Source organism: Comamonas sp. MYb396 (assembly GCF_037479555.1).
Taxonomy (GTDB): Bacteria; Pseudomonadota; Gammaproteobacteria; order Burkholderiales; family Burkholderiaceae_C; genus Comamonas.
Map to the genome: position 1 here is coordinate 270,208 of NZ_JBBGYU010000005.1, position 13,580 is coordinate 283,787.

A 13,580-nucleotide genomic window follows, 5' to 3' on the forward strand; every position below is an offset into this window, starting at 1 on the left:
GCAAGTTGATGAAAGCCGTTGTTCAAAAAGTCTTTGGTGGTCCTGAGACGCTCCAGATCGAGGAATTGCCGATTCCAGAGGTACGGCCCCATGACCTGTTGGTGCGAGTCGGTGCCGCTGGCGTCAACCGGGCCGATGCCTTGCAACGCATGGGCCGCTATGGCCGGGCCAACTTTGGCGACTCCGAGCTGATGGGGCTGGAGGTCGCTGGCGAGGTGGTTGAGCTTGGTGCATCCGTTTCGGGTTATCAAATAGGTGATCGGGTGATGGGGATCGTCGGTGGAGGGGCCTACGCCGAATTCGCCCGCATGGACCACAGGATGGCTATGCCTATTCCGCGCGGAATGGATGATGTGCGAGCAGCAGCGATTCCCGAGGTTTTTGTCACTGCCCATGAAGCGCTGTTTCACTTGGGCCGTCTCGAAGCGGATCAGTCCGTCCTGGTGCATGCCGCCGCTGGAGGGGTTGGCTCTGCTGCCGTGCAGCTCGCCCACCGCGCTGGTGCTCGCATCTTTGCCAGCACTTCCGCTGAGAAGCTGCAGCGCGTGTTGGCCTGGGGTGCAGATCGGGTCATCGACTACCGCGCCGAGAGCTTCCAGCAAGTGATCGACGCCGATACCGATGGCCAAGGCGTCAATCTGGTTGTGGACTTTATTGGTGCGCCGTATCTGGCCGCCAACATCCATTCGCTGGCCGAAGGCGGGCGAATGATCCAGGTGGGCATTCTCGGGGGCGGCAGCGGAGGTGAGTTGCCATTGGACCGTTTTCTCTACCGTCGTCTCTCCATCATGGGGACGGTGATGAAAAGCCGCTCGCTGGAGGAGAAGTGCGCCATGGTGGAACGCTTCTCAGAGCGTTGGCTAGCGCTGTTCGACGACGGAAGGCTGCATCCCGTTGTCGACAGTGTCTATGCACTTGAAGATGCGCAAGCGGCCCATCGCCGATTGGAATCCGGTCAGGCAGTCGGAAAAATAATCCTGTCGACGGCAGCGCTGGGAAATGACCGGCTGGCTCAAGAGTAGACGAGGGGAGCCTTCATGCCAAAAACCATTCTGCAAAAGGTTGACGCATGCATGCATCGTCACCAGCTGTTTGCAATGACCTGGTGCTGTGCATTTGCAGTATCTGCCATCTACTACCACCAGCCGCTGCTGCCACAAATGGCGGATACTTTTGGCGTTTCACTCGGCAGCGGAAGCTGGATCGCGACCATCACGCAACTCGGTTATGCGTTGGGCCTGCTGCTGTTTGTCCCTCTGGCGGATCGGATCGAGCCGCGCACTTTGGCCGCAAGAACCATCAGCGTCAATGCGCTTGCACTGCTGGCCTGCTCCTTTGCCCCCAGTTTTACCTGGTTGCTGATCGGCTGCGCCGTGGTCGGCATGACCGCGATCACCGCGCAAATCATCATACCGACGATGGTCAGTGCGTCTCCACCGGCAGCGCAGGGAAAGGTGATTGGTTCGCTGTTGGGTGGACTCTCGGCAGGGCTGTTGTTGGCCAGAATGCTGAGCGGCTATGGAGGCGCAGAGCTTGGCTGGCATGCCATTTTTGCAGTCGCTGCGGCGCTCAATGGCGTCATGCTTTTCATGGTGTGGCGCACGCTGCCCGTGATACATCCCCAGGCATCGGTGTCTTACGCAGGCCTGTTGAAATCCATGGTCGCCATGCTGCGAGAAGAACCCCTTATCCGCCTGGCATCTGCCTCGGGTTTTTTGATGTTTGCCGCATTCAGTGCCCTCTGGGCCTCATTGGCCAGCATGCTTTCTCAGCCGCCATACCATTTCAATCCTGCAGCCATTGGTGCATTTGGATTTGTCGGCTTGGTGGGTTTGTTTGCTTCCAAGAAAATTGGCATGCTGGTCGACAGATTCGGCGCCCAAAGAACCATTCTTTATGGCTGCAGCCTTATCGCATTGGCCTATGTCTTTGTGGCCCTCTCCGGCTTGAGTCTGGCCTGGTTGGTGGTTGGCATGGTGTTGATGGATGTGGGAAATCGAGCCGGATTGGTGGCCAATCAATCCAGAATCTTTGCGACACATCCCGAGGCCAGGAACAGGACCAATACGATTTTCATGGTGTCCTATTTTCTAGGTGGTGCCGCAGGCGCTGCACTGGGTGGCTACAGCGCCCATGTAGATGGATGGCATGGCCTGGCACTCGTCGGTATAGCGCTTGCCGCCATTGCTGGGGTGATGAACTGGGTCGCTCAAGCCTCGTATGGCCGCAAGGTCTTGAAGGGTTGAGCTTGCGTGGTGCCTATCCCGCCCGGTATTGGCGGCTCGACACGCTGATCGCGTTGCCGTCCGGGTCCTTGGTGTTGGCAAAGGCGTAGCCATTGGCCTGGTGCACCGGGCCAAAATCCAGCCCCTTTGCGGCGGCCTTGGCCACAAACTGTTCGACATCGGCCACGCTGAAGGAGAGCTTGAGCACCGCGGAGCCAAACTTCAGGCTCTTGGCGGCCTGGTGGACCAGGATCTCCGCGCCGCCATGCAGAGGCTGGAGGGCGATCAGGCCATCGACCACGGCGCAGTCGGAGGCGTAACCAAAGTGCTCGACATAAAAGCGCGCCGTGCGTTGCATGTCTTTGGCGTAGATGAGCAGGGTGGTGAGCGCGATGGTCATGGCGGGCCATTATGGCAGTGCTGGCTGCGCCTGCGCCGGCGCGCGCACGGAGGCCGGTGACCCCTTGGGTGGTAGACCGGCACCCCTGCTCTGGATGCTTCACCAAACTGTTGCTGAAACACCACTCATTAATATTGAGTATGAGACTGATTCGCATTTGAATAAGTATCATGGGGGCCGCTTTGGCCAGCGGCTGTCCCCAGCGCTGCCAGGCATTCGCGGATTTCAGGCGGTGTACAGCCCACGCCATCCACGCAGGAATCCATCTGACGGTGGCAGCGCCCAGTGTGCTGTGCGCTTTGGCAGCCTGCACTCCAAGCTTCGCACGCGCTTTGCAGCGCTGTCTCGTCCCGTCATCGCTTTTCATCGGACGAGAGCACTCTTTCATGTCTTCATTCACTTTCAAGCCGCGCCGCACCGTGCTGGCGCATGCGGCGGTCTGCCTGGGCCTGGCCCTGCACCTGCAGGCGACGATGGCGCAAACTGCCAGCTTCGATATTCCGGCGCAACCGCTCGCTAGCGCGCTGGCGCAATTTGCCCGGCAGGCGAATCTGCGCTTTAGCGCAGCGCCGGAGGCAGCGCAGGGCCGCCAGGCGCCAGCACTGCAAGGCGCGCAGGATGTGTCGCAGGCTTTGCAGGCCTTGCTGCAGGGATCGGGCCTCCAGGGCCGGGTGGAAGGGGGCGTGTTGATGGTGCAGGCAGCCGAGCCTGCGCCCGCTACCGCAGCATCGGCTGCCTCCTCATCTGCAGCGGGAGGGGAAGTCACGCTGTCCGAAGTGACCGTGCGTAGCAACCAGCTTGGCGAGATCACCGAGGGCTCGGGCTCTTACACGCCTGGCGCTGTGGCAACGGCAACCCGCCTGGTGCTGACGCCGCGTGAGACGCCGCAGTCCGTCAGCGTGGTGACGCGCCAGGTGATGGATGACTTCCAGCTCCATTCGATTGACGATGTCATCAACCACACGCCGGGCGTGAGCATCGTGACCTACGACAGCGAGCGCACCGAGTACTACGCGCGTGGCTTTGCGATCCAGAACTTCCAGTACGACGGCATTCCGATGTCGCGCAACTCGGCCTATTCCGCGGGCAATACGCTGACCGATATGGCGATCTACGACCGGGTGGAAGTGCTTAAGGGGGCCACCGGGCTGCTGACTGGCAGCGGCGACCCGGGCGCCACCATCAACCTGGTGCGCAAGAAGCCAACCAAGGAATTCAGCGGCCATGCCAGCATCAGCGCTGGCAGCTACCAGAACTACCGGGGCGAGCTGGACGTCAGCGGCGCGCTCAACGACAGCGGCAGCGTCCGCGCGCGCGGCGTTGCCACCTACCAGGACAAGCACTCGCAGCTCGACCGTTACGAGCGCAAGGCGGGCGTGCTCTACGGCATCGTCGAGGTGGACCTGACGCCCCAAACGCTGCTGACGGTGGGCGCCGACCGCCAGGACAACAAGCCCACGGCATCGACCTGGGGCGGTATCCCCTTGCTCGATGCGAACGGCCATTTCAACGCCATGCCGCGCTCGTTCAACAACGGTGCCGACTGGAGCCATTGGGACCAGTACACGCGCACCAGCTTTGCCACCTTGGAGCACAACTTTGACAGTGGCTGGGTCACCAAGCTGCAGCTCAACCACCAGATCAACGGCTACAACGCCAACCTGGGCGCTGCAGCCGGTGGCAACCCCGACCCGCTGACCGGTGCCGGCGTGCGCATGTGGCGAGGCCAGTACATTGGCCGCACCACCAGCGATGCGGCCGACCTGTATGCCAGTGGCCCCTTCTCGCTGCTGGGGCGCAGCCATGAACTGGTGGTGGGAGGCAGCCTGGCCAAGCGCCGTTGGAAAAACGATGGCTACTACAACGACAACAGCGGCTTTGACGGCGTGGTTGACAACTACTACCAGTGGAATGGCAAGGTGCCTGCCCCGGTCTGGAACAGTGCGCCCGATTACCGTGATGACGAGAGCACCTATGAGAACGGCCTCTACACCACGGCCCGCTGGAACCTGCGCGATGACTTGAAGCTCATCACGGGCGGGCGCCTGTCCAACTACAGAAACCGGGTGCAGGAGCAAAAGGAAAAGAATGTCTTTACGCCCTACCTGGGCGCCGTGTATGACCTGAACCAGAACTACTCGGTCTACGCCAGCTACAGCGGCATCTTCAAACCGCAGTCCTACCAGACCGAGCAGGGCCGCACCTTGGATCCGCTCGAGGGCAAGAACTATGAGCTCGGTGCCAAGGCCTCGTTCTTTGGCGGCCGGCTCAATGCCAGCGCTGCTGTCTTCCAGACCCTGCAGGACAACTATGCGGTGGAGAGTGGCGGCATCACCCCCAGCGGCAACCCGGCCTACCGGGCAATCCAGGGTGTCAAGACCCGGGGCTGGGAGGCGGAGGTGTCTGGCCAGATCACCCCCGCCTGGCAGATCCAGGCCGGTTACTCGCACAGCATTGCGCGCAAGGATGGCGAGCGTGTCTCCACCCTCACGCCCTCCAACCAGTTCAACCTCTACACCAGCTACAAGCTGGCCGGCAGCCTGAGCGGTTTGACCTTGGGTGGCGGCGCGCGCTGGCAGGACAAGACCTGGGGCAGCATCAATGTACCGACCGGTGGTAATGCCGTGCACACCGTGCCCAATTACTGGGTCTGGGATGCCATGGCCCGCTACGACTTCAACAAGCAGCTGTCCGCCTCGCTCAGCGTGAAGAACCTGTTTGACAAGAAGTACTACACCATCTTCAGCTGGTACAGCACCTACACCTGGGGCGAGCCGCGCACGGTCAATGTGAGCCTGAACTACAAGTTCTGAGCGCTGCTGTAGTCAACGCATGCACCACCGGTCTGCAAAGGCGGGTGGTGCATTTTTCTGCGGGCAGGGGTGGCCTTGCGCAAGGCTGGCGACGCGCAGAAGTCTGCTGCTACATCAATGGCTGGCCACGGGATACATATCGGTCGGTGAAATAGAAACAAATAAATACATTTACACTGGGCGGCGTATGTGGTCTGCGCCACAAACCGCGACAAACCGGATGAAATGGTCATCGATTCACGTTATTTGACCTTCATCATGTGTTTCGTCATGCTTTGCTAAATAGACTTCATCTTTTGCTTTATCGATGCGATCAAATGTATTGATAGTGCCTAATATGATTGCCAAGGAAGTGTTATGACTCGTCAGCGGAACGCCCGGAACATCGTTGTTTCCTCGGCCATGTTGCTGGCCACCTCCAGCCTCTTTGCCCAGGGGCTGATCACGGTGTACCAGAACGATTTTGAAACGCCCAATGCAGCGCAGTACGCAGCAGAGATTTGCAAGGATGGCGGTGGCACCCCGGCGAGTGGCAGTTACGGTACCTTCTCCCAGAACTATGACGATGTAGCCAATGGCTTCATCTTCAGCCAGATCAACACCGCTGATCGCTTGTGCACCAAGGCCATCAACAACCCGACCGACAACCCAACGCATACACCCGTTTGGCAGGGCACGGGCTATGCGGACGACCTGCGGCCTGCCAACAAGTTCACTGGCGGCATCATCCGCCAATCCGTTGACCACCGCTACATCGAAACCATTGGCCTGGTGTTCCCCACGCAAGGCCAGAAGTTCATGGATCTGTCCATGGACTGGTCGGGGCTTGCCATGCAGCTGGCCGGTGAAGATCCCACGAACACTAGCGGCTTTTACAACAAGCTGTGGGTCAACCGTCCCAACAAGGACTACAGCGTCAAGTTCCGCTTTTTCCGGCTTGAAGCCGGCGACACGCTGGGCTTGGTGGACAACGCGGCATCCGATGCCATCGTGAATATCAACGGCGCTCCCGCCACCGCTGTGCGGACGGAAGTGTTTTCGTTTTCGACCGCCTCCGCCAATGGCCTGTCTTTTGACTGGCATGCTATGCACTACGCGCTGGACATGGCCGCCATGGGCTTTACCAGCGCCACCCAGCGTCTGGGGGTGGTCTGGGCTTTGGAGTCTGACAACTCTTACGCAGGGTTCGACAATATCTTGGTGACCGCCTCTCAGGTGCCTGCCACCGAAGTGGTCAAGGGCGTTGATGATGAGCACAGCCTGCCCAATATCTCGGATGCCTTTGCGATTCCTGATGTCACCGCCAACGACTATGTGGAAGGCAGCGGCAGCGCCATCAACAAGGCATCGGTCCAGTTGTTGAGCGCTCCGCAGTATGGCGCGCTGAGCATTCCCGATCCCAGCCACCCCGAGCTGATTCTCTACACGCCCGATGGTGTGTACTTTGGCGATGTGACTTTCCAGTACAGGGTCTGCGATAGGTCGGCCCCTACGCCTGCCTGTACGACCGATCCTGTCACCGTCACCTTGCACATCCCTGCCAAGGTCACGCCACCTGAGCCGGCTGCGCCAACGCCCGTTCCCGGGCTGGCTGGTTGGGGCATTGGCTTGTTGTCGATGCTGACGCTGGGCCTGGCCGGGTTCTTCAGCAGAAAGCGCCACACTGCCTAGTGACCAAGCCCTCTTCGGAGGGTTTTTTGTTGCCTGGGGAAAGCGGTGCATCGAGCGGCGCACGGCCCAAAGAGGCCTTGGCCCCCTTGCGAACGCTGCGCTCACTTCATCCGCTGCAGCCGCATCGACACCCGAAAGCGCTCGGCCGGGTGGGTGGTGATGCTGGCCTCGAACAGCTCGCCGTCCAGGTCCAGATAGCGCCGCACAATCTTCAGCGCCGGCGCGCCCAGGGGGACTTCCAGCACCTGGGCCAGCGCGGCGTCATCGATCTGCACGGCCTGGATGTCCTGGCGGATCTCTGCAATCTGGCGGCCATAGCGCTCCTCGATCAGACTGCTGATCAGCACGCCCGGGCTGGCGCGCACCAGCGCCCCAATGTCCTGGTACTGCGGGTCCACGTAGACATCGGTCCAGCCAATGGGCGGGGCCTTGCGGTCGCCTTCCAGGCGCAGACTGGAGATGCACAGCCACCGCGCGCCTGGCGGGCATTCCAGCTCCTGCGCCAGGCTGGCGCTGGCCATGGTTTCTTCAATGCGCTGCACCTGGCGCAAATGCTCGGCACCAAACTGCACCAGGTCATCCACCGAGGCGAGGGTGGGGCGGAACGGGTTCCTGGGCTTGGAGGCCTCCACGCGCGTGCCCACGTTCTTTTTGCGCGAGACCAGGCCCCGCTCCTGCAGCGCTGTCAGCGCCGCACGCACGGTGTGGCGGCTCGTGTGGTAGTGCTCGCACAGCTCCAGCTCGGTGGGCAGCAGCGCCCCCACCGCGAAATGCCCGGAGGTGATGGCGTCGGTCAGGTGGTTGGCGATATCGCTGAAGTTCAGTTTGCGGGCGGTGGCGTCATTCATGGAGGCAAGGGTATACCCTGTAATGCATATGTCCGAACATATTTATAGTTCATATGTCCGGACATAGTGAGTCCGGACATAGCATGTCATCTACTCTAACGCACTACAGCACCTACCATGAGCGCCACCTCCCTTCCTCTGTCCAGCACGGTTGTCGACTCCATCCTGTTCCGTGACGCCTTTGGCACCCAGAAGATGCGCGACATCTTCTCGGACCAGGCCCTGATCCAGCGCTATATCGATGTCGAGGTGGCCCTGGCCAAGGCCGAGGCGCGGGTGGGCGTGATCCCCGCCGATGCCGCCGAGGTGATCGCGCGCGAATCGCAGCTCTCACGCATCGACTTTGACCACATGCGCCATGAGACCGACATCGTGGGCTACCCCATCCTGCCGCTGGTGCACCAGCTGGTGGAGATGTGTGGCGAAGCCGGCCGCTATGTACACTGGGGCGCCACCACGCAGGACATCATGGACAGCGCCGTGGCGCTGCAGGTACGCGATGCAATCGACAGCATCGATGCCGATGTGCGCGAGCTGCGCGGCATCCTTGCCAACCTGGCCAAGAAGCACCGCGACACGCCGATGGCCGGCCGCACCCACCTGCAGCAGGCGCTGCCGGTGACCTTCGGCTACAAGGTCGCCATCTGGCTGGCCATGTTTGACCGCCACCAGCAGCGCCTGGCCGAGCTGCGCCCGCGTGTGGCGGTGGTTGAGTTTGCTGGCGCCGCTGGCACCCTGGCCTCGGTCGGTGAGCAGGGCTTTGCGATCCAGAAGGCGCTGGCCGAAGAACTGGGCCTGGGCGTGCCGGCCACCACCTGGCATGTGGCCCGCGATGGCTTTGCCGAAACCATCAACCTGCTGGCGCTCATCACCGGATCGCTGGGCAAGATTGCGCTGGACATCATGATCATGGCCTCGACCGAGTTCGCAGAGGTGTATGAGCCCTTCGTCAAAGGCCGTGGCGCCAGCAGCACCATGCCGCAAAAGCGCAACCCCATCTCCAGCGAGCTGATGCTGGCCGCCTCCAAGGCCGTGCGCCAGCATGCCGGCCTGATGGTCGATGCGATGGTGCAGGACTTCGAGCGCGCCACCGGCCCCTGGCATGCGGAGTGGATCGCCATTCCCGAGAGCTTTATCCTGAGCTCGGGCGCGCTGCACCAGGCCAAGTTTGCGCTGGGCGGCCTGATCGTTGATGAGGACCGCATGAAGCACAACCTGGGCATCAGCCGCGGCCTCATCGTGGCCGAGGCCGTGATGATGGGCATGGCGCCGCACATCGGCCGCCAGCAGGCCCACGATGTGGTGTACGACGCCTGCCGCACCGTCAACGACAAGGGCGGCACCCTGGCCGAGGCGCTGGCTGCGCTGCCCGAGGTGACCGCGCACTTTGACCGCGCCACCATCGACCGCCTGACCGATCCGACCAACTACCTGGGCCTGGCGCCACAGATGGTGGACCGCGCGCTGGCCCTGTCGGCGCAGGTGCAGGCCTGAGGCTGCGGTGGAGGAGACAACAATGACGACTACCTCAACTCTGGCACCGGTGCGCAAACTGCCCTGGTACCGCAAGCTCGGCATGCAGGTGCTGGTATCGCTGGTGCTGGGCATTGCCGTGGGCTTTGTGTTCCCGGCCTTTGCCTCCAAGCTCAAGCTGCTGGGCGACATGTTTTTGTCGCTGATCAAGGCCGGCGTGGCACCGCTGGTGTTTTTGACCATCGTGCACGGCATCGCATCGGCCGGCGATGTCAAAAGCGCGGGCCGCGTGGGCTGGCGCGCGATTGTCTATTTTGAGATCGTGTCCACCATCGCGCTGGTTGTGGGCTTGCTCGCGGGCAACCTGATCGAAATCGGCAAGGGCATGGCCCATGTGACCGCCAGCACGGCTGCGCCGGTGGCCAAGGCGGCAGCGCCCCAGGGCTTTTTGGAGTTCATGGCGCACATCGTGCCGGACAACTTTGTGGGCGCCTTTGCCAAGGGTGAGCTGCTGCAGGTGGTGGTGCTGGCCGTGATGGTGGGCATCGGTATCCTGGCCATCCCCGATGCGCGCCGCAAGCCCATCAATGCCGCGCTCGATGGTATCTCCGAAGTGCTGTTTGCCTTTATCAACCTGGTGATGAAGCTGGCACCCATCGGCACCTTTGGTGCGGTGGCCTACTCGGTCGGCAGCAATGGCACGGCAGTGCTGATTGCACTGGCGCAGTTCGTTCTGGGCTTTTATGTGCTGGTGGCGCTCTTCATCTCCGTGGTGATGGGGCTGGTGGCGCGCATTGCGGGCTTTAGCCTGTGGCGCTTTGTGCGCTACATCAAGGATGAGATCCTGATCGTGCTGGGCACGGCCTCGTCCGAGAGCGCATTGCCGCGCCTGCTGGTCAAGCTCGAGCGCCTGGGCTGCGCCAAGCAGACCGTGGGCCTGGTGCTGCCCACCGGCTATGCCTTCAACCTGGACGGCACTTCGCTCTTCATGGCCATGGGCGTGATGTTCATCTCGCATGCCTACGGCGTGCCCTTGAGCCTGGACCACCAGATCGGCATTCTGCTGCTGATGCTGCTCACCTCCAAGGGCGCAGCCACGGTCTCGGGCGGCTCGTTTGTGGTGTTTGCGGCCACCGTCACCTCCACCGGCATCCTGCCTGTGGAAGGCCTGGCCGTGATCTTTGGCGTGTACCGCTTCCTGTCGATGGCGATTGCCACCTGCAACACCCTGGGCAACAGCGTGGCCACGGTGGTGGTGGCCAAGTGGTCGGGCACCTTCGATGCGCAGGCGGCCGAGCGCCACCTGTACCCCGAGCGCTACCCGCAAACCCAGGCGGCCGATGCGGCGATGGAGGGCGGCAACCTGCTGGCGGCCGATGCCCATGACAGCGCTGCCAGCGCCGCCCTGCAACGCAGCCCCAGCGCAGGCTGAGCCCACTGAACCCCCGAGGCATGCACCGCTGGCATGCCCCATGGAGACACAGCATGAACGACAGCCGTATCGAGCATGACGCCTTTGGGCCGGTGGAGGTGCCCGCCGCGCGCTACTGGGGCGCGCAGACGCAGCGCGCGCTGGGCGTTTTTACCATCGGCACCGAGCGCTTTCCCAGCTGCCTCATCGAAGCCTTTGGCCTGCAGAAGATGGCCGCCGCTAAGGCCAACCAGCGCTGCGGCGTGCTGGATGCGCGGCTTGCCGATGCCATTGTGCAGGCGGCGGCGCTGCTGCGCGACGGCGCGCATGATGCGGATTTTCCGCTGACGGTCTGGCAGACGGGCTCGGGCACCCAGACCAATATGAATGCCAACGAGGTCATCGCCAACCGCGCCAACGAGCTGCTGGGCGAGCCACGCGGCACCAAGGCGCCGGTACACCCGAACGACCATGTCAATGCCTCGCAGTCATCGAATGACAGCTTTCCCACGGTGATGCATATCGCCACGGTGCGGGAGCTGGAAGAGCGCCTGCTGCCAGCGCTGGCGGTGCTGCAGGCCAGCCTGGCTGGCAGGGCGCAAGCCTTTGCGGGCGTGGTCAAGATCGCGCGCACCCACTTGATGGATGCCGTGCCGATGATGGTGGACCAGGCTTTTGACGCCTATGCCCGGCAGCTGGCATTGGGCATGGAGCGGGTGCGGGGCACGCTGCCGCGCCTGCTGGTGCTGCCCCAGGGCGGCACGGCAGCGGGCACCGGCCTCAATGCGCCGCCGGGTTTTGATGCCGCCTTTTGCGAGGAGTTGCAGGGCCTGATCGGGCTGGCCTTTGTGCCCAACCCCAGCAAGTTTGAAGGCATGGCCGTGCACGATGCGCTGGTCGAGGCCTCGGGCGCGCTCAACACCCTGGCCAGCTCCCTTGTCAAGATCGCCAATGACCTGCGCCTGCTGGGATCGGGCCCGCGCTGCGGCCTGGGCGAGCTGCACATTCCTGATGACGGCCTCACCTCATCGATCATGCCCGGCAAGCGCAACCCCACCATTGCCGAAGCGCTGGTGCAGGCCTGCCTGCAGGTGATGGGCAACCACAGCACCATCACGATGGCCAATGCCTCCGGGCTGTTTGAGCTGAACGTGGCCAAGCCCGTGCTCATCTACAACCTGCTGCAGTCGATCCGGGTGCTGAGCGATGCGGCAAGCGTTTTTGCGACCCGCCTGGTCGATGGCCTGCGTTTGAACGAAGAGCGCCTGGCTGCGAATGTGGACAGCTCGCTGCTGGTGGTGACCGCCCTCAACCCCGTGCTGGGTTACGACCAGGTGGCCCGCATCGTGCGCGAGAGCCTGGCTACCGGCCGGCCCCCGCGCGAGGTGGCCCTGGCGCTGGGCCTGCTCAGCGGCGAGGACTACGACCGGCATGTGGATGCCAAGGCCTTGGCAAGGCCCCATCCAGCGCCCTGATTTTTCTAACGACAAGGAGACAGACATGACATCGTTTTTGAAGAGCGGTATGGCGGCGCTTGCCCTCATCAGCGCTGCAGCCGGGGCCAGCGCCCAGGGCTACCCATCCAAACCCATCACCTGGATCGTGCCGTTTGCCGCCGGAGGCCCCACCGATGCGCTGGCCCGCAGCTTGGCCGAGCGGGTGGCGCGGGAGGTGGGCCAGCCCATCATCATCGACAACGCGCCCGGCGCGGGTGGAACGGTGGGATCGGCCAAGGCTGCGCGCGCCAAGCCCGATGGCTACACCATGCTGGTCGGCCACATGGGCTATATGGGCGCGGCGCCCGCGCTGTACAAAAAGCTCAGCTACGACCCGGTGAAGGATTTCGCGCCGGTGTTCCGCTTTCCGGACACGCCCCTGGTGCTGATGGTGCGCAAGGAGCACCCCGCCAAGGACATCAAGGCCTTGGTCGAATGGGGCAAGGCCCACCCGGACAAGCTCTACATCAGCAATGCGGGCATCGGCTCCAGCTCGCACCTGATCGCCGCCTTGTTCGCCACCTCGGCCGGCATCAAGGTCACCCTGGTGCCCTACAAGGGCGCGGGCCCGGCCTTGCTCGATGTCATCGGCGGTCAGGTCGACGGCATGTTTGACCAGACCAACACCGCCCTGCCACAGCTCAAGGACGCCAAGCTGCGTCCGCTGGCCGTCACCTCCAGGCAGCGCTTGCCGCAGCTCAAGGATGTGCCCACCTTGGACGAGACCGCCCTGCCAGGCTTTGAAGCCAGCACCTGGTATGGCATCTATGCGCCCAAAGGCACGCCACCAGAAGCGCTGGACAAGTTCCAGGCGGCCTACCTGAAAGTCATGGGCGACAAGGAATACACCGACAAGCTCGTCAGCCAGGCCATCCAGCTGCTGCCGCCCGAGCAGTACAGCGGCCAGGCGCTGGGCCGGCATACCGAGGCGGAGGTGGCACGCTGGAAGGAGGTGGCGGCGAAGACGCAGATCGCGTTGGATTGAGAGGGGCGGGCACTTGATGGGCTGGCTGGGCGGATGCCGGCTTTCGAGTGCTAGCGGCGCTGAATGGGTTGTGTTCAGCCTGACTTGGTTCATGTCGCTTTTTTGCTGGGCCAGGTTTCCTATCTGCTTCGGCGCTGATCTAGCTGTTGTGTTTGGGTCATTTGTCTGGCTGCAAACGAGCCGCTGCTGTTGTTCACACCTTTGATGCCAATGTCCGCTGCGCAGCGATTGCGGGCACTGGCCGATGAAGCTCGAATG

The 13,580-nt window shown here is 62.6% G+C and carries 10 protein-coding genes; 8 read left to right on the forward strand and 2 right to left on the reverse strand.

Features of this window, described 5'->3' with window-relative positions; translation table 11 throughout:
* Positions 1-8: 8 nt before the first annotated feature.
* Both WH265_RS13820 and WH265_RS13825 read left to right on the forward strand, forming a co-directional pair.
* Positions 9-1,022 (forward strand): NAD(P)H-quinone oxidoreductase, encoded by a 1,014-nt coding sequence (locus WH265_RS13820; RefSeq protein WP_339558652.1) that lies wholly within the window; start codon positions 9-11, stop codon positions 1,020-1,022.
* 15 nt (positions 1,023-1,037) lie between these two features.
* Entirely contained in the window at positions 1,038-2,246 is a 1,209-nt protein-coding gene (locus WH265_RS13825) for an MFS transporter (protein WP_021025475.1), read from the forward strand.
* A 13-nt stretch (positions 2,247-2,259) separates the two neighbouring features.
* Here the strand turns inward: WH265_RS13825 and WH265_RS13830 are convergent, their stop codons facing one another.
* A complete protein-coding gene (locus WH265_RS13830) occupies positions 2,260-2,625 on the reverse strand; it encodes a VOC family protein (protein WP_021025476.1) in 366 nt (121 codons plus the stop codon).
* A gap of 386 nt (positions 2,626-3,011) precedes the next feature.
* On the opposite strand from WH265_RS13830, the gene WH265_RS13835 reads away from it, so the two are divergent.
* A complete protein-coding gene (locus WH265_RS13835) occupies positions 3,012-5,438 on the forward strand; it encodes a TonB-dependent siderophore receptor (RefSeq protein ID WP_339558653.1) in 2,427 nt (808 codons plus the stop codon).
* Between the two features lie 357 nt (positions 5,439-5,795).
* Positions 5,796-7,109, forward strand: coding sequence for an Ig-like domain-containing protein (locus WH265_RS13840; RefSeq protein ID WP_339558654.1), 1,314 nt, complete (start codon positions 5,796-5,798; stop codon positions 7,107-7,109).
* 101 nt (positions 7,110-7,210) lie between these two features.
* Here WH265_RS13840 and WH265_RS13845 read toward each other — a convergent pair whose 3' ends face one another.
* Complete coding sequence (locus tag WH265_RS13845) at positions 7,211-7,957, reverse strand: GntR family transcriptional regulator (RefSeq protein WP_021025478.1); 747 nt, start codon at positions 7,955-7,957, stop codon at positions 7,211-7,213.
* Positions 7,958-8,074: 117 nt separating this feature from the next.
* Here WH265_RS13845 and WH265_RS13850 point away from each other — a divergent pair, with 117 nt between their 5' ends.
* The 4 genes from WH265_RS13850 to WH265_RS13865 are packed head-to-tail and all read left to right on the forward strand — an operon-like array spanning position 8,075 to position 13,322.
* Positions 8,075-9,451, forward strand: a complete 1,377-nt coding sequence (locus WH265_RS13850) for a class-II fumarase/aspartase family protein (RefSeq protein WP_339558655.1) — start codon at positions 8,075-8,077, stop codon at positions 9,449-9,451.
* 22 nt (positions 9,452-9,473) lie between these two features.
* Entirely contained in the window at positions 9,474-10,862 is a 1,389-nt protein-coding gene (locus WH265_RS13855) for a cation:dicarboxylate symporter family transporter (protein WP_339558656.1), read from the forward strand.
* Between the two features lie 53 nt (positions 10,863-10,915).
* Positions 10,916-12,316 (forward strand): class II fumarate hydratase, encoded by a 1,401-nt coding sequence (locus WH265_RS13860; protein WP_339558657.1) that lies wholly within the window; start codon positions 10,916-10,918, stop codon positions 12,314-12,316.
* A gap of 25 nt (positions 12,317-12,341) precedes the next feature.
* On the forward strand, positions 12,342-13,322 hold the full coding sequence (locus tag WH265_RS13865; RefSeq protein ID WP_339558658.1) for a tripartite tricarboxylate transporter substrate binding protein BugD: 981 nt from the start codon (positions 12,342-12,344) through the stop codon (positions 13,320-13,322).
* The last annotated feature ends 258 nt before the right edge of the window (positions 13,323-13,580 follow it).